At 69.6% G+C, this 25,287-nt stretch carries 21 protein-coding genes and 1 riboswitch; of the genes, 8 read left to right on the forward strand and 13 right to left on the reverse strand.

Annotated elements, in window-relative coordinates; genetic code table 11:
• The first annotated feature begins 68 nt into the window (after positions 1-68).
• The 4 genes from EV672_RS10770 to EV672_RS10785 all read left to right on the forward strand — a co-directional run bounded on the left by EV672_RS10770 (position 69) and on the right by EV672_RS10785 (position 4,498).
• Positions 69-1,082, forward strand: coding sequence for an AraC family transcriptional regulator (locus EV672_RS10770; RefSeq protein ID WP_133609055.1), 1,014 nt, complete (start codon positions 69-71; stop codon positions 1,080-1,082).
• Positions 1,083-1,110: 28 nt separating this feature from the next.
• Entirely contained in the window at positions 1,111-2,268 is a 1,158-nt protein-coding gene (locus EV672_RS10775) for a methionine aminotransferase (protein WP_133609057.1), read from the forward strand.
• 134 nt (positions 2,269-2,402) lie between these two features.
• On the forward strand, positions 2,403-3,461 hold the full coding sequence (locus tag EV672_RS10780; protein WP_133609059.1) for a putative solute-binding protein: 1,059 nt from the start codon (positions 2,403-2,405) through the stop codon (positions 3,459-3,461).
• 8 nt (positions 3,462-3,469) lie between these two features.
• Positions 3,470-4,498, forward strand: coding sequence for an NAD(P)H-quinone oxidoreductase (locus tag EV672_RS10785; protein ID WP_133609061.1), 1,029 nt, complete (start codon positions 3,470-3,472; stop codon positions 4,496-4,498).
• A gap of 30 nt (positions 4,499-4,528) precedes the next feature.
• On the opposite strand, the gene EV672_RS10790 is transcribed toward EV672_RS10785, so the two are convergent.
• On the reverse strand, positions 4,529-5,860 hold the full coding sequence (locus tag EV672_RS10790; protein ID WP_133609063.1) for an Hsp70 family protein: 1,332 nt from the start codon (positions 5,858-5,860) through the stop codon (positions 4,529-4,531).
• A 131-nt stretch (positions 5,861-5,991) separates the two neighbouring features.
• Positions 5,992-6,993, reverse strand: a complete 1,002-nt coding sequence (locus tag EV672_RS10795; protein WP_133609065.1) for an AraC family transcriptional regulator — start codon at positions 6,991-6,993, stop codon at positions 5,992-5,994.
• Between the two features lie 214 nt (positions 6,994-7,207).
• Between EV672_RS10795 and EV672_RS10800 the strand changes: the two genes are divergently transcribed.
• Entirely contained in the window at positions 7,208-8,812 is a 1,605-nt protein-coding gene (locus tag EV672_RS10800) for a flavin-containing monooxygenase (RefSeq protein ID WP_133609067.1), read from the forward strand.
• A gap of 87 nt (positions 8,813-8,899) precedes the next feature.
• On the forward strand, positions 8,900-10,417 hold the full coding sequence (locus tag EV672_RS19050; RefSeq protein ID WP_243738629.1) for a CapA family protein: 1,518 nt from the start codon (positions 8,900-8,902) through the stop codon (positions 10,415-10,417).
• A gap of 300 nt (positions 10,418-10,717) precedes the next feature.
• Here EV672_RS19050 and EV672_RS10810 read toward each other — a convergent pair whose 3' ends face one another.
• The 9 genes from EV672_RS10810 to EV672_RS10850 form a co-directional block, all read right to left on the reverse strand.
• Complete coding sequence (locus EV672_RS10810; RefSeq protein WP_133609069.1) at positions 10,718-12,457, reverse strand: ABC1 kinase family protein; 1,740 nt, start codon at positions 12,455-12,457, stop codon at positions 10,718-10,720.
• A 34-nt stretch (positions 12,458-12,491) separates the two neighbouring features.
• Entirely contained in the window at positions 12,492-13,268 is a 777-nt protein-coding gene (locus EV672_RS10815; RefSeq protein ID WP_133609071.1) for an enoyl-CoA hydratase, read from the reverse strand.
• A gap of 42 nt (positions 13,269-13,310) precedes the next feature.
• Positions 13,311-14,225 (reverse strand): 3-hydroxyisobutyrate dehydrogenase, encoded by a 915-nt coding sequence (gene mmsB, locus EV672_RS10820; RefSeq protein ID WP_133609073.1) that lies wholly within the window; start codon positions 14,223-14,225, stop codon positions 13,311-13,313.
• Positions 14,226-14,274: 49 nt separating this feature from the next.
• Complete coding sequence (locus EV672_RS10825) at positions 14,275-15,813, reverse strand: CoA-acylating methylmalonate-semialdehyde dehydrogenase (RefSeq protein ID WP_133609075.1); 1,539 nt, start codon at positions 15,811-15,813, stop codon at positions 14,275-14,277.
• Between the two features lie 44 nt (positions 15,814-15,857).
• The gene (locus tag EV672_RS10830) at positions 15,858-17,009 is read right to left on the reverse strand and encodes an acyl-CoA dehydrogenase family protein (RefSeq protein WP_133609077.1); all 1,152 of its coding nucleotides are present in this window, start codon (positions 17,007-17,009) and stop codon (positions 15,858-15,860) included.
• Positions 17,010-17,016: 7 nt separating this feature from the next.
• Positions 17,017-18,204: an acetyl-CoA C-acyltransferase gene (locus EV672_RS10835; RefSeq protein ID WP_133609079.1), complete on the reverse strand. Its 1,188-nt coding sequence runs from the start codon at positions 18,202-18,204 to the stop codon at positions 17,017-17,019.
• A gap of 22 nt (positions 18,205-18,226) precedes the next feature.
• Complete coding sequence (locus EV672_RS10840) at positions 18,227-19,027, reverse strand: SDR family NAD(P)-dependent oxidoreductase (RefSeq protein WP_133609081.1); 801 nt, start codon at positions 19,025-19,027, stop codon at positions 18,227-18,229.
• A gap of 147 nt (positions 19,028-19,174) precedes the next feature.
• Positions 19,175-20,074, reverse strand: a complete 900-nt coding sequence (locus EV672_RS10845; protein ID WP_133609083.1) for a nickel/cobalt efflux transporter — start codon at positions 20,072-20,074, stop codon at positions 19,175-19,177.
• Positions 20,071-20,673, reverse strand: a complete 603-nt coding sequence (locus EV672_RS10850) for a TMEM165/GDT1 family protein (RefSeq protein ID WP_133609085.1) — start codon at positions 20,671-20,673, stop codon at positions 20,071-20,073. The genes EV672_RS10845 and EV672_RS10850 overlap by 4 nt, the downstream gene beginning before the upstream one ends.
• Before the next feature lie 82 nt (positions 20,674-20,755).
• Positions 20,756-20,890: riboswitch (yybP-ykoY riboswitch) on the reverse strand.
• 117 nt (positions 20,891-21,007) lie between these two features.
• Here EV672_RS10850 and EV672_RS10855 point away from each other — a divergent pair.
• Positions 21,008-21,910: a DUF1571 domain-containing protein gene (locus EV672_RS10855; protein WP_133609087.1), complete on the forward strand. Its 903-nt coding sequence runs from the start codon at positions 21,008-21,010 to the stop codon at positions 21,908-21,910.
• Positions 21,911-21,928: 18 nt separating this feature from the next.
• Here EV672_RS10855 and EV672_RS10860 read toward each other — a convergent pair whose 3' ends face one another.
• Complete coding sequence (locus tag EV672_RS10860; protein ID WP_133609088.1) at positions 21,929-23,401, reverse strand: flavin-containing monooxygenase; 1,473 nt, start codon at positions 23,399-23,401, stop codon at positions 21,929-21,931.
• A gap of 268 nt (positions 23,402-23,669) precedes the next feature.
• On the opposite strand from EV672_RS10860, the gene gph reads away from it, so the two are divergent.
• The gene (gene gph, locus EV672_RS10865) at positions 23,670-24,401 is read left to right on the forward strand and encodes a phosphoglycolate phosphatase (RefSeq protein ID WP_133609090.1); all 732 of its coding nucleotides are present in this window, start codon (positions 23,670-23,672) and stop codon (positions 24,399-24,401) included.
• A gap of 33 nt (positions 24,402-24,434) precedes the next feature.
• Here the strand turns inward: gph and EV672_RS10870 are convergent, their stop codons facing one another.
• Entirely contained in the window at positions 24,435-25,097 is a 663-nt protein-coding gene (locus EV672_RS10870) for a chalcone isomerase family protein (RefSeq protein WP_133609092.1), read from the reverse strand.
• Positions 25,098-25,287 lie beyond the last annotated feature (190 nt).

Consider the following 25,287-nt stretch of genomic DNA (forward strand, 5'->3'; position numbering starts at 1 on the left):
GCATGGTGGCAGGGGCCGGGTCAGACCTGAATGTTGCGCGGGGCCAGCCGCTTTATGATTTGGGCCACATGCGCTTCTTCGACTTCACCCGCAGCCCGGCCAGCGCCCGCCTGATGCTGGCCTTCGCCGAGGAGCGGGGCGCCCCGGTGGCCGCCTTGCTGTCAGCGGCGGGTCTGAGCCGCGCCCAACTCGACGACCCGCACACCGACATCACCGCCTTGCAGGAGCTGCGCATCGCCGAGCGCCTTTTGCAGGCCTTGGGCGCTGCGCCCGGCCTGGGCATGGAGGTGGGCCTGCGCTACAGCTTTTCCACCTACGGCATCTGGGGCCTGGGCCTGGTCAGCAGCGCCACCGCGGCCGACGCCCTGAGCCTGGCCTTGCGCTCCATGCCGCTGGCCTACGCCTTCTCCCTCATCGCTTTCCACGAAGACGCCGACACCGCGGTGCTCAGCTTTGGCGAGCCCGATGTGTCCGCGGGCCTGCGCCGCTTCCTGGTGGAGCGCGACATGACCGCCGCCGCCCGCCTGTTGCACGAGACGCTGGGCCAGACCGGCGTGCTCACGCGCTTCACCTTGCGCAGCCCGGAGGCGGCCTCACCCGAGCTTCAGGAGCGCATCGCGCGCCAGTTCGGGGTGCGCCCGAGCCACGGCGCGGCAGCCAACACGCTGGGCTTCGAGCGCCGGTGGCTGTCGCAGCCCTTGCCGCAGGCCAACCCCCTGACCGTCGCGGTGTGCGAAGACGCGGGCGCGCAGCTCATGGCGCGGCGCCGTGCAGACCAGGGCGTCACCGAGCTGGTGCGAGGCTACCTGGCGGTGGCGCCCCTGGATCGCACACCGGACCTGCCCGAGGTCGCCCGCTTGCTTCAGCTCAGCGAGCGCACGCTCAAGCGCCGCCTGCAAGACGATGGCACCAGCTTTCGGGCCTTGCTGATCGACGTGCGCAAGCAGCAGGCCCGCGAGCTGCTGAACAACCGCGCGCTGTCGCTGTCCGACATCGCCGAGCAGATGGGCTTCAGCGACCTGTCGAGTTTTTCCCAGGCCTTCAAGCGCTGGTTCGGCGTCGCGCCCAGCCGCATGCGCTGAGCGTCGGTGGCAAGGCTATGCTGCGCGCATGCCCCGCTTTGCCCACCCCCTGAATTCCCGCCTGCCCACGGTCGGCACCACCATCTTCACGGTGATGTCGGCCCTGGCGCAGGAGTGCGGCGCCATCAACCTGTCGCAGGGCTTCCCCGATTTCGACGCGCCCGCCGAATTGCTCGATGCGCTCGACGCGGCCGCGCGCGCCGGCCACAACCAGTACGCGCCCATGGCCGGCATGCCGGTGCTGCGCGAGGCCATCGCGGCCAAGGTCGAGGCGCTCTATGGCGCGCAGTACGACGTGGCCTCGGAGGTCACCGTCACGGCAGGCGCGACGCAGGCCATCTTCACCGCCATCGCGGCCCTGGTGCACCCGGGTGACGAGGTCATCGTGTTCGCGCCCGCTTACGACAGCTACGCGCCGTCCGTCGAGTTGCAAGGGGGCCGGGTGGTTCACGCCGAGCTGCTGGCACCGACCTACCGTCCGGACTGGGCCGCCGTGAAAGCGCTGGTGACGCCGCGCACCCGCATGGTCATCGTCAACAGCCCGCACAACCCCACGGGCAGCGTCTGGACGGCCGATGACGTGGCCGCGCTGGCCGACGTCGTGCAGGGCACCGGCATCGTCGTGCTGTCTGACGAGGTCTATGAGCACATGGTCTATGACGGCGTGCGCCATGAAAGCGTGATGCGCCACCCCGAGTTGCTTCAGCGCAGCATCGTGGTCTCCAGCTTCGGCAAGACCTGCCACGCCACCGGCTGGAAGGTGGCTTACGCCCTGGCCCCGCGCGAGCTGATGGCCGAGTTCCGCAAGGCCCACCAGTTCATCGTGTTCACGGTGCACACGCCCTCGCAGGTGGCGCTGGCCGAGTTCATGAAGAAGCCCGGCTGGTACGCCCAGTTGCTGGCGCTGTACCAGGGCAAGCGCGACATCTTCCGCCAGGCCCTGGCCGGCTCGCGTTTCGAGCTGTTGCCCTGCGAAGGCACCTATTTCCAGTGCGTGAAGTACGGCGCCATCAGCGACGAGGGCGACCGCGCTTTCGCCGAGCGCCTGGCGCGCGAGCACGGCGTGGCCGCCATCCCCGTGTCGGCTTTCTACCCGGATGGGCGCGACCACGGCGTCATCCGCTTTTGCTTTGCCAAGTCGGCCGACACCCTGGGGCGTGCGCTGGAGCGGCTGACCAAGCTCTGAAGCATGGAGGGCGCCGCGGCGGCCAACCTGGGGAAAGCCCTGTCACGCCGATGGGGGATGAGGTCCGTTGTGAGCGGCATGCGGTCCGACAATCGGATGGCATCCACCGACCTCCAAACACAGGGACCCCGCCCATGACACTCCGCCGTTGTCTGCGCCTGGCCGTGAGCGCCACCGCGATGCTTGCTGCGTTCGCGCTCGCCGCGCCCGCCCAGGCCGCCACCAAGGTTTGCATCTTCGACTTCCTGGGCACCTCGGGCGATGCCTTCAACCTGGCCCGCGATTTCGCCGTGGCCATGCAGCGCGAGGGCGTGGAGCTGGAACTCAAGGGCTACAACGACGAGGGCCAGGCGCTCAACGCCTACATCGCCGGGCAGTGCGATGGCCTGCTGGCCACGGGTTTCCGCACGCGCCAGTTCAACGCGGTGGCCGCCTCGACCGACTCGCTGGGCGCCACCACCATCGTGCGCAACGGCAACGTGGACGTCCCCGGCACCTACGAGGTGCTGCGCAAGCTCATCCACACCTTCGCTTCGCCGTCGCCGCAGGTGGCCAAGCTGATGGTGCAGGGCGAGCACGAGGTGGCGGGCATCACGCCGGCCGGCATCGCCTACCCCTTCATGGTGGACCGCAAGCTCAACTCGGTGGAGGCGCTGGCCGGCAAGCGCATCATCGCGCTGGCCTATGACCCGGCGCAGGCGGCCATGGTCCAGCGCATCAAGGGCATCCCGGTGCCGGCCACCATCTCCGACTTCCACCTCAAGTTCAACAGCGGTCAGGTGGACATGCTGGCCGCGCCGACCATGGCCTACCTGCCGCTGGAGCTGAACAAAGGCCTGGGCAGCAAGGGCGCCATCACGCGCTTCCCGCTGCTGGTCGTGACCTACCAGATGGTGGTCCGGCACAGCAAGTTCCCGCCGGGTTTCGGCGTCCAGGCGCGCACCTTCTGGGCCGGCCAGTTCGACCGGGTCATGCAGCTCATCCGCCGCGCCGATGCCTCCGTGCCGCCGCAGGCCTGGATGGACCTGGAGCCGCAGGACAATGTGCGTTACACCCAGCTGTTGCGCGAGTCCCGCATGCAGCTCACGCAGCAGGGCCTGTACGACAAGCGCGGCCTGAAGATCCTCAAGCGCATCCGCTGCCACGTCAACGCGGCCGACGCGGAGTGCGGCACCAAGCAGGAAGAGGACTGAGCCCACCCATGACGCCCACCGCCCTTCCCTCCCTTCCCACGTCGATGACCGAAGTCACCATCGCCCAGCCGGGCGACCCCGAGGTGCTGCAGCCGCGCCAGGTGCCGCTGCCGGTGCCCCGAGCGGGCGAGGTGCTGGTGAAGGTGGCTGCCGCGGGCGTGAACCGGCCGGACGTGCTGCAGCGCCGCGGCCTCTACCCCATGCCCCCGGGCGTGAACCCGACGCCGGGCCTGGAGGTGGCGGGCACGGTGGTGGCCTTGGGGGAGGGTGTGCAGGATGGCAGCGCGGCGTTCCGGATCGGTGACGCCGTCTGCGGCCTCACCGAGGGCGGGGGTTACGCCGAGTACTGCGTGGTGCCGGCCACCCAGCTGCTGCCCCAGCCCGCGGGCCTGAGCGCCGCACAGGCCGCAGCCATCCCCGAAACCTTCTTCACCGTCTGGGCCAACCTCTTCCAGACCGGGCGCGCCCGTGCCGGCGAAACCCTGCTGGTGCACGGCGGCACCAGCGGCATCGGTTCCACCGCGCTCATGCTGGCGCGCGAATTCGGCCTGAAGGCCATCTCCACCGACGGTGGGCCCGAGAAGGGCGTTTGGGCGCAGCGCTTCGGCGCCGAGCTCAGCATCGACCACCGCAGCACCGACTTCCTGCCCCAGGTGATGGCCTGGAGCGGCGGGCGCGGCGTGGACATCGTCCTGGACATCATGGGCGCCTCGCATGTCGAGCGCAACCTTGGCGCCCTCACCCGCGACGGCCGCCTGCTGCTGATCGGCTTCATGGGCGGGGTGCAGGTCGAGGGCTTCAACCTGATGCCGATCCTGCTCAAGCGCCTGGTGGTCACGGGTTCGACCCTGCGCGCGCGCACGGCACCTGAGAAAGCCGCCATCGCCCAAGGCCTGCGCGAGCACGTCTGGCCGGTGCTCTCGGCCGGGCGCTGTGTGCCGCATGTGTGCCAGACCTTCCCGCTGGCGCAGGCCGCCGAGGCCCACCGCCTCATGGAAGGCCGTGGCCACATCGGCAAGATCGTGCTGACGGTCTGACGGGCCGGTCAGTCCCCGATCAGCCTCCGGTCAGCCCCTGAACAAGCGCCCGGCGTACAGCCCCAGGCCGGTGGCCACCGAGGCCAGGCGGTCGCCGCGCACCGCGCGGGCGCTGGGGAAGGCCGCTTGCAGGGCGTCGGTCAGCAAGGTCAGGCCGGTCGAGCCGCCTGTGAAGTACAGCGCGCCGAGTTGCCCCGGCTTGAGGCCGGCCAGGCGCACGGTGTCCAGGGCGCACAGGGTGATGCGCTCCACGTCGGCTTCCAGCGCGCGGGCGGCCTGCTCGGCGTCCAGGCCGTTGTGCAGGCCGGCCTCCACCAGCCCCAAGTCGATGTCGGTGTGGCCACCGTCGGCCACGGCGATTTTCGCGGTCTCGGCGCGGGCCACCAGGGCGTGGCCCAGGCGGTCCTGCACGACCTTCATCAGGCGGCGATGGTGGGCCGGGTCACCGTAGAAGTCGGCCATGTTGCGCAGCTCGCTCACGCGCGAGGGCTGGTACACGGTGTTGATCAGGTGCCAGGTGGTGAGGTCGAAATAGACGCGGCTGGGCACGGGGCGCGGAGGCTGGCCGAGCACGCTGGGGCCGAAGGCGCCCAGGCCGAGCAGCGGCATGATGCGCGCCAGCGAGATGTGGCGGTCGAAGTCGGTGCCGGCGATGTGGATGCCGTGGCTGGCCAGGATGTCGTCGCGGCGCTCGGTGCGGGTGGCGCGCTGCGGGCCCACGCGCACCACCGAGAAGTCGGAGGTGCCGCCGCCGATGTCGGCCACCAGCACGTGCTCTTCCTGCGTGCAGTGCTGCTCGAAGTCGAAGGCCGCGGCGATGGGCTCGAACTGGAAGGCGATGTCGCTGAAGCCCACGGCGCGGGCGGCGGCGGCCAGCGAGGCCTGCGCGGCGGCATCGCGCACCACGTCGTCATCGACGAAATACACCGGGCGGCCCAGCACGACCTGGTTCAGCGCCTGGCCGCCGGCGGCCTCGGCCTGCTGGCGCAGGTGGCGCAGGTAGCCAGTGACGATGTCGAGGTACTTCACGCCCAGGCCCTGGCCGACCTCGGTGGTCTGGTCCACCAGGGCGGTGCCCAGCACGCTCTTCATGGAGCGCATCAGCCGGCCCTCGTAGCCATCGACGTAGGCCTGCACGGCGGCGCGGCCGAAGCAGCGCGGCAGCGGGTCGTCGGCCGTGGGGCCGGGGCGGGCGGCAGGCGGCTGGTCGTCGGCGTCGGTGGCGTAGAACACCGCCGTGGGCATGGTCAGGTGCGCGCCTTCCAGCGGGACCAGGCGCATGCCAGCCGAGCCCGCCTCTCCCGCAGTGGGGATGGCGATGGCCGAGTTGGAGGTGCCGAAGTCGATGGCGCAGAAGGACATGGGGTGCAGGGGCCGGCCGGAGCAGGTCGAGAAACAAGGCCCGCGATTGTAGGCGTGTGGTGATGACGCGGCGGGGTCAGTGCGCGCTTGGCTTGCGCCATGGTGGTGCGACGGTGGTGCGATGGCGGTGCTCAGCGCGCCCGGAACGCCGAGGGTGTCATCCCCGCCCAGCGCTGGAAGGCGTGGATGAAGGCGGCCGATTCGGCGTAGCCCAGCTGCTGGGCGATGGCCTCGGTGGACAGGGTGGTGTGCTTGAGCAGGTGCTGCGCCTTGGCGTAGCGGGCCTGGGCCAGCAGGTCGCGGAAGTTGTGGCCTTCGTCGCTGAGCTGGCGGCGCAGGGTGCGCTCCGACAGCCCGAGCGACTGCGCCACGGCTTCGGCGTTCGGGTAGCTGCCGCTGAACAGGCCGAGGTGGGTGAGCACGCGGTCTGCGAGGGTCTCGGTGCTGGCTTGCTGGGCCACGAGCTGCTGGTCGCACATGGCGCGGTACATGCCGTGCGCGTTGGGGTCGGCCGAGGGCAGGCGCAGGCGCAGGTGTTCGTTGCGGATCCAGAAACGCGCCTGGGTGTGGCCAAAGCTCACCGGGCAGCCGAAGTACTGCTCGTAAGCGGCGGCTTCGGGCGGGCGCGGGCAGGGCATGTCGATGCGCTCGGCGCGGATGTCCAGGCCCAGCGAGACCTGCATGTCGCGCACCAGCTTGTAGGTGCCCGAGACCTCGCCATCGACGCGGAAGCGGAAAGCGCGCGCCTCCATCGCCATCGGCGTGAGCACCAGGGCGCTGAGCTGCTCGCCGGGCTCGAAGCTCAGGGTGCCGAAGATGTAGGTCAGGCGCTGGTAGCGGATGCCCGCCTGCAGCGCGTCGTAGGCGCTGCCGCAGGTCATCAGCAGCATCACCAGGGGCCCGTAGCCGGCCAAGCCGTAGAAGCCGCCGAGCTTGAGGCCGGCCAGCGGGTCGCGCACGGCCTCGGCGAGGTCGGCGTAGATGCGCAACTCGCGCGTGCGGTCGATGCGCGTGGTGGGGTCGAGCCGGTCCAGGCTCAGGCCATGGCGGGCCAGCACGGGCTGTGGGTCTTCGCCGAGTTGCTGCAGGCCTTGCACCAGGTAGATGAGGCCGAGGATGGAGCGTGTGCTCATTTGATGCAGGTCAATCTGACCCCGTCGGGTGGGCTGGGAGGCCGGTTTTGACGCCCGATGTGGCCGAAAAGATCAATCATTGGGCGAATCTAACATGGTGCGCATGGGCGTCGGTCCGCACCATGGGGGCACACGGAGACAAGCCGCTGAACCAGCATCTGGCCAGGTTCACGCAGGCGGCGCAGCCCTCAACCTCGAACAAACAGGTGCCGACATGAGCGACCCCACCCGCGACCCCATCACCCCCTCCACGAACGTGCGCGAAGTCGAAGTCGCCATCGCGGGCGCCGGCTTCGGCGGCCTGTGCATGGCCATCCAGCTGCAGAAAAACGGCATCCACGACTTCCTCATCCTGGAGAAGGCCAAGGAGGTCGGCGGCGCCTGGCGCGACAACCACTATCCCGGCGCGGCCTGTGACGTGCAGTCGCACATGTACTCGTATTCGTTCGAGACCCAGTCCGACTGGAGCAAGCGCTATGCGCCTTGGCACGAGATCCAGCAGTACATCCTGGACACCGTCAAGAAGTACAAGCTGCGCCCGCACATCCACTTCAACCAGGAGGTGGTCAGTGCCGTCTTCAACGAAGGCACGGGCCGCTGGGTCATCAAGACCGCCGGGGGCGAGACCCTCATGGCGCGCCACTGGGTGCTGGCCTCGGGCCCGCTGCACGTGCCGGCCATCCCCGACATCCCGGGCCTGAAGGACTTCCAGGGCAAGGTCATGCACTCGGCCCAGTGGGACCACGGCTACGACCTCAAGGGCAAGCGCGTGGCCTCGATCGGCACGGGCGGCTCGGCCATCCAGTACGTGCCCGAGATCGCACCCGATGTGAAGCAGCTGCACGTGTTCCAGCGCACGCCGGCCTGGGTCATCCCGCGCGACGAGCGTTCTTACTCGGCCTTTCGCAAATGGACGTTCAAAACCCTGCCCTTCACACGCACGCTGCACCGCTGGCGCTGCTACTGGACCAACGAGTCCCGCCTGTGGCCCATCCTCAACCCCTGGATGGCCAAGATCGGTGAAGCCGCTTTGAAGAAGTTCATCAGCTACCAGGTGAAGGACCCGGCGCTGGTCAAGAAGCTCACGCCCGACTACACCCTGGGCTGCAAGCGCATCCTGATCTCCAACAAGTGGTACCCGGCCTTCAACCGCGCCAATGTGGAGCTGGTGACCGAGGCCGTGCGCGAGATCACGCCCGACGGCATCGTCACGAAGGATGGCAAAGAGCGCAAGCTGGACTGCATCATCCTGGGCACGGGCTTCGTCGTGGACCCGCGCATCTACATGAAGAGCTTCGAGCTGCGCGGCCTGCGCGGCCACACGGTGCAGGAGGACTGGAAGGTCAGCCCGACGAGCTATTACGGCATCACCACCGCCAACTACCCCAACATGTACCAGTTGGTGGGGCCGCACACGGGCCTGGGTCACAACTCCATCGTCTTCATGATCGAGGCGCAGGTGAACTACATCATCGAGTGCATGAAGCTGGTCAAGCAAAAGGGCGCCGACTACATCGACGTCAAGCCCGAGGCCATGACGCGCTTCCTGGGCGAGATGACGCAGGCCCTGCAGGGCACGGTGTGGAGCTCGGGTTGCAAGAGTTGGTACCAGACCGCCGACGGCATCAACTTCGCCATCTGGCCCAAGAGCACCTGGCGCTACTGGCTGGAGACCCGCAAGGTGAACGAGGCCGACTACGTGTTTGGCCAATGCACAGGCAAGGCGCTGGGGACCGGCGCTGGCAAGGCACAGGGCAGCGGCGCAGGCATCGGGGCGCTGGCCGGCGAGCAGGCGATGGCGCGCATGGTGCAGCGCTGAAGCCTGGGTCGTCCGCCCGGTGGCAAACTGCAGCGGGTCCGTCATGCGTGGCGGGCCCTTTTTCCATGTGGGCTGCCGACAGGCCGCATGTGGCGCGGGCACACGGGGGATGGCATGGCGGCAGGTGGCACGGTGGGTCGAGCGGGCAAGGGATGGGCGGTGGCGCTTGCCGCGGCGTTGTCGTGGGCGTGTGCTGTGGCGTCGAGCTCGGCATCGGCCGCAGAGCACGTGCACTGCGAGGTGCGCTACGCCAGCCAGACCTGGCAGGTGGACGCCCGCCCCACCGACGAGCCTTTGCGCGTGCCGAGCGTGGACATCGGCCAGCGCTTCGCCTTCAAGGCCGTGGCGCGCGGCACACCCGAGCGCACACCTGAGCACATCACCCACATCAGCCTCTACGCCTACGACCTCGAAGCCGAAGGCGCGCCAGCGCTGGTCCACCAGCAGCGCTTGTCGGCCCCCTTCGCCACGGGCACCGAGGTGCCGGCGCTGACGGGCTGGCAGCACGTGCATTCCAGCGTGCTGGGCCGCGAGCTGGTCTATGGCTGTGCCTTGCGCCGGGACGATGGCGCGGCGGCCGTGCCGGCGCCGCAGCCACCCGTGCCGAGCCAGCCGCCAACCCAAGCGCAGGCTCAAGCGCAGACTCAAGCACACATCCCAGCACTCCCGCAGCCGGCGCAGATGCCGGACGCTTCCAGCCCCGATGCCAGCCCCGCCGTGCGCCTCGTCTTCCTGGGCGATGTGATGCTGGCCGACGGGCCGGGTCGCCTGATCGCGCGCGGCGGCGACCCCTTCGCGCCGGTGGCCGCGCGGCTGAAGCAGGCCGATGTGCGCATTGCCAACCTGGAGTGCGTGGTGGCCCGCGGCGGCAAGGCGCTCGACAAGCCCTGGACCTTCCGCGCCCACCCGCGCGTGCTGGACGTGCTGCGGCGGCACGTCGATGTGGTGTCGCTGGCCAACAACCACTCGGGCGATTTCGGCCGCGCGGCCTTTGCCGAGATGCTGCAGCGCCTGGACGCCGCCGGCCTGCCGCACATCGGCGGGGGCCGCGACCTGGCGGCGGCGCACGCGCCGCACCTCATCGAGCGCCATGGCCTCAAGATCGCGCTGCTGGGCTACGACGAGTTCTTCCCGCGCCACTTCGAGGCTGGCCACGACCACCCCGGCGTGGCCTGGAGCGAAGACGAGCAGGTGGTCGATGACATCCGTCGCGCGCGCAGCGTGCACGGCGCCGACATCGTCATCCCCTTCATGCACTGGGGCCAGGAGCACGAGCCCGTGGCCAACGCCCGCCAGCGCCAGCTCGCGCGCTTGATGATCGACGCGGGCGCCGATGCCGTGGTCGGCACGCACCCGCACGTGGTGCAGGACACCGAGACCTACCGCGGCAAACCCATCGTTTACAGCCTGGGCAACTTCGTCTTCGATGGCTTCAGCAGCCTGGACAACCGCACCGGCTGGATGCTCTTCATGACCGTGGGCCGCGAGGGCGTGCGCCACTGGCACACCGAGGCCGTGCGCACCGATGTGGATGGCACGCCCTGGCCGGTGCCGCTGCCGCCCGGCGCGTCTGCCGCTGCGCTTGGGGCTGCCGAGCGACCTTGAGCCAGGTGCCGCACGGTCCGGACCGTGCACAAGCCGTTCTGTGCGGGCTGCCGCCCGTTGTGAGCGGCACGCCGGGCAGGTGAATCTGGCGGGTCAGTCAATTTGAGCCAGCCGCCGCCTGTTGGGGGTCGCGCGCCGCGGCTTGGGGGCGGCGCGCAAGACGCGTGCGTGTGATCGGTCCAGGCTCGCAACCCGGCGGGCGGGCCAAGTTCGGTGGCGCGCCACCCGCAGAGTGCGGCGCGCGAGTCAAAACGGGCGGCGCATGGCCCGGGATGGGCGGCGTGCCGCTGCGCCCCGCCCTCACTCGCGCCGATTGCTGCGGGCCATCGAGCCCAACAGCCACAGGCTGCCCAGCAGCGCGGCGACGAAGCCCAGCAGGCCGAAGAGGGGCAAGCCCCACAGGGTGGGCCCGCCCTGCACCGTCATGACGATGGACGAACCGACGATGAGCGCCGCCACCACCAGGCCGACCACGAGGCGGTTGATGGCGGATTCCAGCAGGTGGCCCACGCGCGTCAGGTTGGCGATGTCGATGTGGATCTCCAGCCGGCCGCGGCGCGCGGCCTTGATCAGGCGGGAGAGGTCCTGCGGCAGCCCGCCCAGCAGGGACAGGGCCTCGTCCACCGCGCGCCAGCCGCGCTGCAGCAAGGCCTTGGGGGCGTAGCGCTTGCGCATGGCCGCTTTGAGCAGCGGCAGGGCCACATCCACCATGTTGAAGGCCGGGTCCAGCTCGCGGCCCATGCCTTCCAGGGTGACGAAGGCCTTGAACAAGAGCGACAGGTCGGGCGGCAGGCTGAGGTGGTGCAGGCGCAGGATGCCGACCATCTCCGACAGCATGGCCGGCAGCTTGATTTGCTGCAGCGTCAGGCCGTGGTACTGGTCCACGAAGGCTTCGAGGTCACCGACCAGGCCGTCTTCGTCGGTGACGGCGTCTTGCGGGTCTTCGCCGGCCCAGTCCAGCATCACGTCGGCCACGGTGTGCGCGTCGCGCTGCACCAGGCCCAGCAGCAGGCGGACGAGCTGGTCGCGCCGGCGCGGGGTGAGGCGCCCGACCATGCCGAAGTCGATGAAGGCGATGCGGTCGCCCGGCAGGTAGAAGACGTTGCCAGCGTGCGGGTCGGCGTGGAAGAGGCCGTCTTCCACGATCATTTTCAGCACGGCGCTGGCACCGCGTCGTGCCAGGCGCTGGCGGTCCAGGCCGGCGGCGGTGAGGGCCGCCATGTCGTGGCCTGAGAGGCCCTGCACGAAGTCCTGCACGCAGACGCGCTCGCGGGTCCAGGGCCAGTGGATGCGCGGGATGACGATGGGCGGCTCGGGCACCACGCCCTCGATGGGCGCAGGCGAATCGCCGTCTCGGTAGCGCGTGAAATTGGCGGCGATGCGCTCTGACTGGCGGCCTTCGGTGGACAGGTCCAGCTCGCGCCTGAGCGAGCGCGCGAACTGCTTGACCACCTCGCGCGGGCGGAAAGCGCGCAGCTCGGGGCTGTCGGCTTCTGCCATCTCGGCCAGGCGGGCCAGCCAGCGCAGGTCGGCCTCCACCAGGGGCACGATGCCGGGGCGGCGCACCTTGACGACCACCTCGGTGCCATCGGCCAGGCGCGCGCGGTGCACCTGCGCGATGGAGCCCGCGGCCAGGGGCTCGGGGTCGAAGTGCGCGAAGGCGGTTTCAGGCGGCGCGCCCAGGTCCTCGCAGAGCTGGGCGTGCACCTCGGGCCAGGCGCAGGCGGGGGCGTGGTCTTGCAGCTGGCTGAATTCGGCGATCCAGTCGGGCTCGAACTGGTCCACCCGAGTGGACAGGATCTGGCCGAGCTTGACGAAGGTCGGGCCGAGGTCTTCCAGCGCGCGGCGCACGCGCTGCGGCGGGGGCATGTGGGCGTAGGCCTGGGCGTCGTCCCAGTGCAGGGCGTGGCCGGCCTTCTCCAGGGCATCGGCCAGGCCCATGCGCCGCACCAGGTCGCCAAAGCCATGGCGGATCAGCACGGACGCGATGGTCTCCAGCCGGCCCAGGTCGCGCACCGAGCTCAGGGCTTGCCACAGCATGGCGCCTCCTGCCGGGTGCGGGTCTTCAAGGCCCTCATTGCCAGGTCGGCACGCGCTTTTCCAAGAAGGCGTTGACGCCTTCGCGCTGGTTGGCCCCGTTGAACAGCCCGACGAAGGCTTCGCGTTCCTGCGCCAGCGCGGCCCCGCGGGGCACGCCGTTGCGCGCGGCGTGGATGAGCTGCTTGCAGGCGCGCACGCTGTCGGGGCTTTGCTTGCCCACGCGCTGTGCGATCTCCAGCGCCTTGGCCAGGGCCAGGCCTTGGCCGGCCTCGCCCGGCACCACCTCTTCGACCAGGCCGATGCGCAGGGCCGTGGCGGCGTCCACGCGCTCACCGGTCAGCACCATGCGCTTGGCCCAGCCTTCGCCGACCAGCCATGCCAGCGTCTGCGTGCCGGTGCCGCCGGGCAGCAGGCCCACGCCGGCCTCGGGCAAGGCCATCTGCGCGTGCGCTTCGGCGATGCGGATGTCGCAGGCCAGGGCGCACTCCAGGCCGCCACCCATGGCGTAGCCGTTCAGCGCGGCCACGGTGACCAGGGGCGTGTTGGCCAGCGTCTCGAAGGCTTGGCCGAAGGCCGAGATCATGTCCAGCGCGGCGGCCTTGTCGCCACTGGCGAAGGTGTGGAGGTCGGCGCCGGCGCTGAAGAACTTGGGGCCTTGGCCGGTGATGACCAGGGCGCGCACGGCCGGGTTGGCTTCGAGCTGGCGGACGGTGTCGCGCAGCTGCAGCAGGCCGTCGCGGCTGAAGGCGTTGGCGGGCGGGCGGTTCAGCGTGACGGTGGCCACGCTGCCATCGAGGTGCAGGTCGATCATGGGCGGTCTCTCGGAGGTCAAAGATGCGTTGGTGCGGGAAGCTCAGGCAGGGCGCTGGCCCTGCAGCAGCTGGATGATGGACGAAAAATCGAGCTGGCCGTGGCCCTGGCGGCTCCACAGTTCGTAGAGCTGCAAGGCCTGCGCGCCCAGCGGCAGGGGCTGGTGCACCTGGCGGGCGGCGTCGTTGGCCAGGCCCAGGTCCTTGCGCATGAGGTCCACGCCGAAGCCGCCGCTGTAGCCGCGCGAGGCCGGCGCATTCGGCATCACGCCGGGGTAAGGGTTGTACGTGTCGGCGCTCCAGCAGCGGCCCGAGGAGGTGTTGACGATGCCGGCCAGCACCTGCGGGTCGATGCCGAGTGCCGCGCCCAGGCTCATGGCCTCGGCCACGCCGATCATGGAGATGGCCAGCAGGAGGTTGTTGCAGATCTTGGCGACCTGACCCGTGCCGGTGGTGCCGCAGTGCACGATGTGCTGGCCCATGCCCTGCAGCACCGGCTGCACCTGCGCGAACAGGTCGGGCGTGGCGCCCACCATGAAAGTCAGCGTGCCGGCGGCCGCGCCGCCCGTGCCGCCCGACACCGGCGCATCGGCCAGCGGGTTGCCTTGCGCCGCGGCCAGCTGGGCCAGGCGCTGCACGGTGGCCGGGTCGATGGTGCTGCAGTCCACGATGGGCACGCCGCGCGGCACGGTCGCCAAAACACCGCTGCCATCGCCACCTTGCCCGCACAGCACCGCCTCGACGTGCTTGGCCGCGGGCAGCATGGTGACGACGAACTCGGCGTCGCGGGCGGCTTCTGCCGGCGAGGTGGCGGCTTGCACCCGCTGCGCGTCCAGGCCCACCAGGCCCTGCGCGGCCTCGGCGCTGAGGTCGAACACACGCAGGTGGTGGCCCGCCTGGACGAGGTTGCGGGCCATGGGGCCGCCCATGTGGCCCAGGCCGATGAAGGCGATGCGCATGGTGTCTCCTGGCGGTGTGCTTGAACGGTGTGTCTGAGCGGCGGGGCCGTCAGCGCAGGCTGATGGTGGTGTTGACGCCGGTGTTCACCGAGGCGTCGTCGAACCAGCGCGTCGTCACCGTCTTGGTCTGGGTGTAGAACTGCACAGCCTGCTTGCCGTAGGGGCCCAGGTCGCCCAGCTTGGAGCCGCGCGAGCCCGTGAAGCTGAAGAAGGGCACGGGCACCGGGATGGGCACGTTGATGCCCACCTGGCCGACGTCGATCTCGCTTTGGAACTTGCGCGCTGCCGCACCGCTTTGCGTGAACAGGCCCACGCCATTGCCGAAGGGGTTGGCGTTGACCAGGGCGATGGCCTCGTCGAGCGTGTCCACGGCCATGCACACCAGCACCGGCCCGAAAATTTCCTGGGCATAGACCTGCATGTGCGGCTGCACGCCGGCCAGCACGGTCGGGCCCACGAAGTTGCCTTGGGGGTAGCCGGCCACCTGCACGCCGCGGCCATCGAGCAGCAGCTCGGCGCCCTCGGCCACGCCGCTGGCGATCAGCGCCTCGATGCGGGCCTTGGCGCGCGGCGAAATCACCGGGCCCACGTCGGTGCCGGGCTCGGTGCCGGCGTTGACCTTGAGCGCCTGCGCCCGCTTCACGACCTCGGGCAGCCAGTCGCGCGCGGCGCCCACGAACACCGCCACCGAGGTGGCCATGCAGCGCTGGCCGGCGGCCCCGAAGGCCGCGCCCACCAGGGCGTTGAGCGACTGCACGGGGTGCGCATCGGGGAGGATGACGGCGTGGTTCTTCGCGCCCATCATGCTTTGCGCGCGCTTGCCGTGCTGGCTGGCCAGGTCATAGACGTGGGTGCCCACGGCCGTCGAACCGACGAAGGACACGGCCACGATGTCGGGGTGGGTGCACAGCGCATCGACCACGTCTTTGCCGCCGTGCACGACGTTGAGCACACCCGCCGGCACGCCGGCCTGCATGGCGAGGTCCACGAGTTCCATCGTGCTCATCGGGTCCTGCTCCGAGGGCTTGAGCACGAAGGTGTTGCCGCACACGATGGCCATGGGGAACATCCACAGCGGGATCATCGCGGGGAAGTTGAAGGGCGTGATGCCCGCGCACACGCCGATGGGCTGGCGCAGGGTGCAGGTGTCCACGCCGTTGGCCACGTTCTCGGCGAACTCGCCGAGCTGCAGCGTGCCCACCGCGCAGGCGTGCTCCACCACCTCCAGGCCGCGGACGATGTCGCCCTCGGCGTCGGCCAGGGTCTTGCCCTGCTCCAGCGTCAGCACGTGGGCGATGCGGCCCAGGTGCTCGCGCAGCAGGGCCTGGAAGCGCAGCATGATGCGCATGCGCACGGCCAATGGCGTGGCCTTCCAGGTGACGAAGGCCTGGCGCGCGGCGGCCACGGCCGCATCGACCTCGTCCGGCGTGGCCATGGGCACCTGGGCCAGCACCTCTTGCGTGGCCGGGTTGACGACGGGGTGCAGCTCGGTGCTGCGCGAATCGACGAACTCTCCCTGGATCAGCAGGCGCACCGTGGGGTGGCTGACGGGCGAGTGGCTGCCGTAGAGGTGGGGCGTGGTGCTCATGGGGACTTCCTTGGAACTGCCTCGTTGCGGGGAGGGCGCGGTGCTCAGAGCTGCCGCGCGATGACGATTTTCTGGACCTCGCTGGTGCCTTCGTAGATCTGGGTGATGCGGGCGTCGCGGTAGTGGCGCTCCACCGCGTAGTCCTGCAGGTAGCCATAGCCGCCGTGCACCTGGATGGCCTTGGAGCACACCCACTCGGCCGTTTCGGAGGCCATCAGCTTGGCCTGCGAGGCCTCCGAGATGCAGGGCACGCCGGCCATGCGCAGGCGGGCGGCGTGGTGCACCATCAGGCGCGCGGCGTTCAGGCGGGTGTGCATGTCGGCGAGCATCTGCCCGATGGCCTGGTGCTCGGCAATCGGCTTGCCGAACTGCACGCGGTCGCGTGCATAGGCCCGTGCCGCGTCGAGCGCCGCCCGCGCGATGCCCACGGCCTGCGCGCCGATGCCGATGCGCCCGCCTTCGAGGTTGGACAGCGCGATCTTCAAACCCTCGCCGCGCTGGCCCAGCAGGTTGGCGGCCGGGATGCGCACGCCTTGCAGCGAGATGGCGCAGGTGTCCGACGCCCGGATGCCCAGCTTGTGCTCCTCGCGCTCGACCACGAAGCCCGGCGTGTCGGTGGGCACGAGGAAGGCCGACAGGCCCTTCTTGCCCAAGGCCGGGTCCGTCACGGCGAAGACGATGGCCAGGCCCGCGCGGCGCCCATTGGTGATGAACTGCTTGGCGCCGTTGAGCACCCAGTGGGCGTCCTCACCTTCGCCATCCAGCACGGCGCGCGTGCGCAGCGCATCGGCCTCGGAGCCGGCTTGCGGCTCGGTCAGGCAGAAGGCGCCGATGACCTCGCCCGAGGCCAGCCGCGGCAGCCACTGCGCCTTCTGCGCCTCGCTGCCAAAGCGCAGGATGGGCACGCAGCCCACCGAGTTGTGCACGCTCATCAGCGTCGAGCACGAGGCGCAGCCCGCGGCGATTTCCTCGATGGCCAGGGCGTAGGCCAGGTCGTCGCTCTTGCTGCCGCCCCCGTCTTCGGGCACCAGCATGCCCAGCAGGCCGAGCTCGCCCATCTGGCGGACCACGGCGGGCGGCAGGGCGCCCTCGCGGTCCCACTGCGCGGCGTTCGGGGCCAGCACGGACTGGGCGAAATCGCGGGCGGCATCGCGCACCAGGCGCTGGTCTTCGGTCAGCAACACATCGTGGCTCATGCGGTCCTCACAACAGCTCGATGGCCATGGCCGTGGCCTCGCCACCACCGATGCACAAGGCTGCCACACCGCGCTTGAGGCCGCGTTGTTGCAGCGCATGCACCAGCGTGACGAGGATGCGCGCGCCCGTGGCACCGATGGGGTGGCCCAGGGCGCAGGCGCCGCCGTGCACGTTGACCTTGGCGTGGCCCAGACCGAGTTCGCGCATGGCGATGAGCGTGACCACGGCGAAGGCCTCGTTGATCTCGTACAGGTCCACGTCGGCGTCCGACCAACCTGTCAGCGCGAACAGCTTCTCGATGGCGCCCACCGGGGCGGTGGTGAAGCGCGGCGGCGGCCCGGCGTGCGTGCTGTGGCCGACGATGCGCGCGATCGGTTGCCAGTCGCGGGAGCGGGCCGTGCTGTCGCGCGTCAGCACCAGGGCCGCGGCGCCGTCGGAGATCGACGCCGAGCTGGCCGCGGTCACGGTGCCGCCCTGGCCGTCTTTGGCGAATGCAGGCTTGAGCGTGGTGATCTTGTCGGGGCGGCACTGGCCGGGCGTCTCGTCGGTGAGCAGCGCGTGGGTGTCACCTTTGACCTTGACTTCCATCGGCGTGATCTCACCGGCAAACAGGCCCTGCGCCACCGCGGCTTGCGCGCGTTGCACCGAGGCCAGGGCGTAGGTGTCCTGCTCGGCGCGGGTGAAGCCCATCTCCTGCGCGGTGACCTCGGCGTGCACGCCCATCAGCTGGCCGTCGTAGGCGTCCTGCAGGCCGTCGAGGAACATGTGGTCGAGCATCTGGCCGTGGCCCAGGCGCTGGCCGCTGCGGGCCGAGGGCAACAGGTAGGGCGCGCGGCTCATGGACTCCATGCCGCCGGCCACCAGCAGGCTGGCGCTGCCGGCCAGCAGCTGGTCGTGGGCCAGCATCACCGTCTTCATGCCGGAGCCGCACATCTTGGTCAAGGTGGTGGCGGGCACGTGGTCGGGCAGGCCGGCGGCCAACAGGGCCTGGCGCGCCGGGGCCTGGCCCAGGCCGGCCATCAGGCAGCAGCCCATCAGCACCTCGTCCACCTCGCTGGCGTGCACGCCCGCCTTCAGGATGGCGCCGCGGATGGCGGCCCCGCCCAGTTGCGGCGCGCTCACGCTTTGGAACTGTCCTTGGAAGCTGCCGATGGCCGTGCGCTGTGCGGCCAGGATGACGACGGGATCGTTCATGGGGGGCTCCTGAAAGTGGCCTTCACTTGGCGGCCATGCGGATGCCACCGTCGATGCGGATCACCTCGCCATTGAGGTAGTCGTTGTCCACGATGCTGCGCACCAGCGCGGCGTACTCGGCCGGGCGGCCCAGGCGCGCCGGGTGGGGCACGCTGCGGCCCAGGCTGTCCTGCACCTCCTGCGGCAGGCCCAGCAGCATGGGCGTTTCGAAGATGCCCGGGGCGATGGTCATGACGCGGATGCGGTCGCGCGCCAGCTCGCGCGCGGCGGGCAAGGTCATGGCCACCACGCCGCCCTTGGACGCGGCATAGGCGGCCTGGCCGATCTGGCCGTCGAAGGCCGCCACCGAGGCGGTGTTGACGATCACGCCCTGCGAGTCTTCGGGGTGGGCCTCTCCTTGGCCCGATGCGCCAGAACCCGGCACGCCCGACGCCACCATCGCCGCCACCGCCAGCCGCATCATGTTGAAGGTGCCGATCAGGTTGACCTGGACGGTGCGGGCGAAGCTGTCCAGCCGGTGCGGGCCGTTCTTGCCGTGGATTTTTTCGGCCGGGCCGATGCCGGCGGCATTGACCAGCACATCGAGGCGGCCGAAGCGCTGCACGGCGGTGTCCACCGCGGCCTGGGCGCTGGCCTCGTCCGCCACATTGGTGGGCAGGTAGGCCAGGCGGTCGCCGTCTTGCGGGGTGACGAAGCCTTCGCGCGGCGGCGCCAGGTCGGCGATGAGGACGCGGGCACCGGCGTCCAGGGCCATGCGGGCGGTGGCCGCGCCCAGGCCGGAGCTGCCACCGGTGATCAGGAAGACGCTGTCTGCGAGTTTCATGGAGGGCGGGGCGCACAGGCCCGGGTCAGCATGGGATGAAACCATCTTGCCCCAAGGCCCGTGGCTTGCCCAGCGGGTCACCCAGGGGCTGCGTGAACTGTGTCTGCAGCCCCACGCGTCAATTGCTTGACGCTGGGAGGCGGTCGGTCAGCCCAGGGCGTGCCAACCCTGCCAGCCCACGTACAGCCCCACCAGCGTGATCAGCGCGCTGGAGATGTAGGGCGCGTTCTCGGTGAGGTGGCGCAGGCCCGGCCAGCGGGCGGCGGCGTGCCGGCTGAGGTGGCGCATGCCGAGCGCGGCCACCACGCCCGACGCCACCAGCGTCAGCGCCAGGCCGACGCTGAAACCCAGCACCAGGGTGGCACCGAGCGCCACCTGCTTGAGCTGCAGGCACAGCAGCAGCACGGTGATGGACGCCGGGCAGGGAATGAGCCCGCCGGTCAGCCCGAACACGATGATCTGGCCGGTCGTCACCTCGCGGCCGGCGAAGCGGCGCTGGATGTCCTCGGCGTGGGCGCGGGCGTGGGCGTCGCTGGCGTCGTGGTCCAGGTGCAGGGGGGCGTGGTTGTGGTCGTGCGGATGCACGTGGGTGTGCCCGTGTGGATGCGCGTGGCCGCCTGCCGCATGGCTGTGGCCGGTGTCGTGGCCATGGTCGTGATGGTGGTGGTGATCGCCGTGATCGTCGTGATGGCCATGGTGGCGCCCATGCTGCCCCCGCCACGTCCGCCAGGCCATCCACAGCGCCACGCCGATGATGATGGCGGCCGAGGCCAGCTGGAAGCAGGGCTCCGAGGCCTCGGCGTCCCAGTGCTGGCCGAAGTACAGGCCGGCCAGCGCCACGGCCCAGACCACCGCGGTGTGCGACAGCGTGGCCGACAGGCCCAGCAGCACGGCCTGCGTCAGGGTGCCGCGGATGGCCACGATGAAAGCGGCCATCATCGTCTTGGAATGCCCGGGCTCCAGGCCGTGCAGGGCGCCCAGCGCGATGGCGCTCGGCACGAAGAGCCAGCCATGGCCTTCTTGCAAAAGTGCGCTCAGTGAGGTCACAGCCCGAATCCTTTCCCGGCGCCCATCAGGGTGGCGGCGCCCAGCAAACCGAAGATGCCCGCGGCGATGCCGTGCACCAGCCGCATCGGGATTCTCGCCGCGAGCTTGTCGCCCACGAACACGGCGGGCACGTCAGCGATCATCATGCCCAGCGTGGTGCCAGCGATCACCCACAGCGGGCCGGCCGCATCGCTGCTGTAGTGCGCGGCCATGGCCACCGTGGCGAACTGCGTCTTGTCGCCCATTTCGGCGAGGAAAAAGGTCACCACCGTGGCGCCGAACACGCCGAAGCGTTGCACCACCTGGGCCTCGTCGTCCTCGATCTCGTCGGGGATCAACGTCCACACCGCCATGCCGATGAAGGAGATGCCCAGCACCCAGCGCAGCACATCGGGGCTCACGGTCGCGGTGATCCAGGAGCCCAAGGCGCCGGCCAGACCGTGGTTGAGCACCGTGGCCACGAAGATGCCCGCGATGATGGGCAGGGGCTTTTTGAAGCGGGCGGCCAGCAGGAAGGCCAGCAGTTGCGTCTTGTCCCCGATTTCGGCGAGCGCGACGACGCCGGTGGACACGGTGAAGGATTCGAGGAAGGCTTGCATGGCAACTCACAGGCCGGAAAAAGACGGATGACCACGACGCTGCTCCGGCCCGGACGACAGCGTGGTGGTCAAAGGTCTTGCCAGGCCCCACAACGCGGTGCGGTGCGGTGAGGCTGCTGACGCCATGGCCTGCGGGCCAAGTGTGTTGACGTCAGCCATGGGCCGCGGCGCTTGGGGCGCACACGGCGGGCAGCGGCTACTCCCCAGTGACGGGCGGAGTATAGCGCCGGGGTCCCACGGCTGGCAGGTTTCATGCCCCCACAGCCTGGCCCTGGGCCGCATGGGTTTGCGCTGTCGCAAGACCCTGCTGTCAGCGGCTTCCTAAGCTGGCGCCATGCATCCCGAACCGCCTCCTCCATCCAGCCGCCGCCAAGCCTGCCTGCGGGCGATGCGCGCGGCGGGCCTGGCCGTGTGGGTGTGCGGGCTGGCCGCGGCCCCGCACGGGTTGCATGCCCAGGGCCACCCGCCGTGGCAGACCGAGGACGTGCGCCAGCAGGCCCGCGACCTGCTGCAGCGCTGGCACGCCGGGGCCTTCCTGGCCCTGGACGACGAGGCCCTCGTGCGCAGCTTCCGGGCCTTGTCGCCCGAGGTGCTGGCCACGGCGCTGGCACTGGGTGCCAGCCAGCACGAAGGTCTGGAGATCTGGATGAAGCGCCAGGAGCGCATCCACGGCCGCTGGAGCGACAAGCCCTTCCTCAACCACATCAAGTACCGGCGCCAGCCCCGCCAGGTGTACATGGCCTGGTTGCCGGGCGGCCCCAAAGCCGGCCAGGAGATCCTCTACGACGCACGCCGGCGGCCCGACGCCATGTACGGCCACCTGGGCGGCGCCTTCAACGTCATGTCGATCTGGACGGCGCTGGACGGCAGCCTGGCGCGTGAGAACTCCAACCACAGCGTGCTGGACCTCAGCCCGCGCTTCATCGCCGACGTGGTCGCGGCCGAGTTGCAACGCTACCGCGCCGAAGGCCGCAGCCCGCAGGCCGACAGCTTCGAGGTGTTGACGGTGGCCGGCCAGCGCTGCCTGGCCCTGGGCTGGACACCGTCGTCCGGCCCGCCAGCCCACTACGCCGCGCGCACCCGCATCTGCCTGAACCTGCGCCAGCCCTGGGTGCTGCAGGTCGAGTCCTGGGACGCGGAGGGCGACATCCAGGAACGCATCCTGTTCGACAAGATCGTGCCGGCCACCTTCACCGATGGCGACTTCGACCCGGCCAACGCCGCTTACCGGTTTTGAGCGATCACAGCCCCGTGATCAAGCCGCCTTGCGCTGCGCCGCGCTGGGCTTGCGGAAGGTCATCACGCCGTCTTCCAGCTTGCCGTTGTGCAGCTGGTCCATGTCCATGGCGTAGTTCTGGTACAGCTTCCACGGGGCGCGGTCGGCGCCCTTGGGCAGGTGGGCCTCGGCGCGGGCCACGTAGCCCGAGCTCATGTCCAGCAGCGGTGCGGGCTTGACGTTGGGGTCGTTGCGCTCGGCCACGGCGATGCGCGTGCCCGTCTTGTCCATGTGCTTGAGCAGGCGGCAGACGTACTCGGCGATCAGGTCGGCCTTCAGCGTCCACGAAGCGTTGGTGTAGCCCAGCGTGTTCGAGAAGTTGGGGATGTCGCTGAACATCAGGCCCTTGTACGAGATGTGCTCGTTCATCTGGATGGCCTTGCCGTCCACGCTCATCGTCATGCCGCCGAACAGGCGCAGGTTCAGGCCGGTGGCCGTCACGATGATGTCGGCTTCCAGCGTCTGGCCCGACTTCAGCAGGATGCCCTTGTCGGTGAAGCGGTCGATGTGGTCGGTCACCACCGAAGCCTTGCCTTTTTTCAGCACCTTGAACATGTCGCCATTTGGCACGGCGCACAGGCGCTGGTCCCAGGGGTTGTAGGGCGGCGTGAAGTGCTTCATGTCGAAGTTCGGGCCGACCTGCACCTTCACCTGCTTGAGCAGGAACTTGCGCACCGCGTTGGGGTACTTGCGCGAAAGCTTGAAGATCAGCTGGGTGATGAAGTTGTTGCGCGCCCGGCTCATCTTATAGACCGTCATCTCGGGCAGGAACTTCAGCAGCACGCGCACCATCGGGTCGAACTGCGGCACCGAGATCACGTAGCTGGGCGTGCGCTGCAGCATGGTCACGTGCTGGGCCTTGTCCGTCATCGACGGGATCAGGGTGATCGCGGTGGCACCGGAGCCGATCACGACCACGCGCTTGCCGCTGTAGTCGAGCTTCTCGGGCCAGAACTGCGGGTGGATGACCTGGCCCTTGAAGTCGTTGCGGCCGGGGAAGTCGGGCGTGAAGCCCTCTTCGTAGTTGTAGTAGCCGGAGCACATCATCAGCCAGTTGCAGCTGACCTGTTGCGTCTCGCCCGACTTCTTCTGCACCGTCAGCGTCCAGGCGGCGGTCTCGCTGTTCCAGTCGGCCGACACGACCTTGCTGCCGTAGCGGATGTGGCTGTCGATGCCGTTCTCGCGCGAGGTTTCGCGGATGTAGTTGCGGATGCGGTCGCCGTCGGCGATGACCTGGGGCTCGGTCCAGGGCTTGAAGTTGTAGCCCAGGGTGTACATGTCCGAGTCGGAGCGGATGCCGGGGTAGCGGAACAGGTCCCAGGTGCCGCCGATGGTATCGCGGCCTTCCAGGATGGCAAACGTCTTGCCGGGGCACTGGGTCTTGAGGTGGCGGGCGGCGCCAATGCCGGACAGGCCAGCGCCCACGATCACGACGTCAAAGTGTTCAGACATGCGGCAACTCCAGTGTGCTGGCCCGGGTGGGCCGGCAGGCGTGTCTCCGTGTGGCGCCTGCGGTTTGATGAGGGTCAATGGCTGCCGACTTTATATGTGAAAAGATGCGTTGTCAAATGAAGAAATACCCCATCTGGGTCATGGGCGCGTCAAGGTTCGGGGCGTTCTGTCATCGGCGCATCCCGCGGGCACCCCGCGCTCGCGGGGGGTGTGGGCGCATGGGCGAAAATCGGTGCCTTCGCACCCTGCGGGACACCCGCCCAGCCCCATGAACGCCGCCCGCCCCGCCCTGACGCTCGCCCACCCCCTGCGCGCCGCCATCATCGACCTCGACGGCACCCTGGTGGACACCCTCGGCGACTTCGTGGCCGTGCTGCAGCACACCTTGGCCGACATGGGCTGCAACCCCATCGAGATCGCCCGGGTGGACCGCGGCTTCGTCGAGATGACGGTCGGCAAGGGCACCGAAGACCTGCTGCGCCGCAGCCTGGCCCATGCCTGGGGCTTGCCCGATGACGCGGTCGAGGCGGTCGAGGCCGTGCCCGAGGCCTGGCGCCATTACGAGCCGCACTACCTGCGCCTCAATGGCCAGCACGCCGATGTGTTCCCGGGCGTGGCCGAAGGCCTGGCGCAACTGACGGCCCTGGGCCTGCCGCTGGCCTGTCTGACCAACAAGCCCACGGCCTTCGCCGAGCAACTGCTGGCGCGCAAAGGCCTGCGCGCTCACTTCGCGCACGTGTTCGGTGGCGATGCGTTCGCGCGCAAGAAGCCCGACCCGCTGCCGCTGGTCAAGACCTGCGAGGCCCTGGGCGTGTCACCCGCGCAGACGCTGATGGTGGGCGATTCGAGCAACGACGCCCAAGCCGCGCGTGCGGCCGGCTGCGAGGTGCTGCTGGTGCGCTATGGCTACAACCACGGCCACCCCATCGAGGCGGTGCCGGCGCTGGCCCATGTGGACCGGCTGGACCAGGTGGACTGGGCCGGCCTGTTCAGGCCTTGAACGCCAGGGCTGAACCCAGGCGCCAGGCGCTGCTCACAGCAGCGCGTCCAGCACGGGCGGTGCGCGGAAGTCGAGCAGCGCGTCTTTCAGGTCTTGCGTGGTCGGGTGGCTGCCCAGCCACACGCGCAGCACGGCGGGGAAGAAAGTCGCATCTTCGATGGGCAGGCCCACCGGCGCGCCGTTGACGTAGAACATGGTGCCGCGCTTGGGCACATATTCCACCGACAGCACGTCGTTGGCGTTCATGCGGCGGATGCGCGAGAACTGCTCGCCCATGGTCCGGATGGCCGGGATCAGGCGGAAGAACTCTTCGCGGCTGCTGTTGGCCTCGATGCCCTTGGTGATGACCTTGCCGATTTCATCGACGCGCATGCCCTGCAGCATCACGAAGCGCAGCTCCTTCGGGCCGTTGGTCGAGAAGATGACGTCGGCCTTGGACGACTTCTGCGGCACGTACAGGCCGACGGTGTAGAGCTTGGCCACGGCGCGGTAGGACACCCCCGTGCCATTGAGCGTCAGCGGGGTGCCTTCAACCTTGATGGCCTGGTTGTAGTGCACGCCCACCGTGTCGGCGGACTGTGCGAGCGCGCTGGTGCCCGAAACCAGGCTCAGGCCCAGGCTCAGGGACGCGGCGGCAAGTCCGGTGGCGACACACCCGCCTGCGGCCCGGGCGCGCAGATTCCATTGGTGCAGCATGTTTGTCTCTTGTGGAAAGTGACCGGTAATCGATTGTTACCCGTGCAGCGTTTCACGCCATGTGCGTTTTCCCGGTGGCGGAGGTGAAGCCCCGGAACATCCCGACGCCCATTCCAGGGGGCTGACCACGCACGATGGGGGTTAAATCACGCCTTGCCAGGAGGCATGGGGTGCCGCCTGTGCCAACCCT

This window comes from Aquabacterium commune, from assembly GCF_004362855.1.
GTDB classification, from domain to species: Bacteria; Pseudomonadota; Gammaproteobacteria; order Burkholderiales; family Burkholderiaceae_C; genus Aquabacterium; species Aquabacterium commune.